The organism is Stenotrophomonas nitritireducens, assembly GCF_001431425.1.
Taxonomy (GTDB): Bacteria; Pseudomonadota; Gammaproteobacteria; order Xanthomonadales; family Xanthomonadaceae; genus Stenotrophomonas; species Stenotrophomonas nitritireducens.
Map to the genome: position 1 here is coordinate 1 of NZ_LDJG01000077.1, position 559 is coordinate 559.

A 559-nucleotide genomic window follows, 5' to 3' on the forward strand; every position below is an offset into this window, starting at 1 on the left:
GGGCATCTTCGCCACCACCGTCACCGGCGATTCGCCGGACGACTACTACGAATTGGTGGCGCCGGCCGATTCGGACATGGTGCTGCGCCCGGACCCGGACACCGTGCGCATGGTGCCGTGGGCGACCGACCCCACCGCGCAGGTCATCCACGACTGCTACACGCGCAGCGGGCAGCCGCACGAACTGGCGCCGCGCAACGTGCTGCGGCGGGTGCTGGCCGCCTACGACGAGCTGGGGCTGAAGCCGATCGTGGCGCCGGAGGTGGAGTTCTTCCTGGTACAGAAGAACACCGACCCGGATTTCCCGCTGCTGCCGCCGGCCGGCCGCTCCGGACGCCCGGAAACCGCGCGCCAGTCCTACTCGATCGACGCGGTCAACGAGTTCGACCCCATCCTCGACCTGATGTACGACTACTGCGACGCGATGAAGCTGGACGTGGACACCCTGATCCACGAATCCGGCGCGGCGCAGCTGGAAGTGAACTTCACCCATGCCGACGCCATGGCGCTGGCCGACCAGGTGTTCCTGTTCAAGCGCACCATGCGCGAGGCCGCGCTG

At 68.2% G+C, this 559-nt stretch carries 1 protein-coding gene; it reads left to right on the plus strand.

The features are described from left to right. The coding region (locus ABB22_RS17490; protein ID WP_484600310.1) for a type I glutamate--ammonia ligase at nt 1–559 on the plus strand (559 nt) is incomplete at both ends.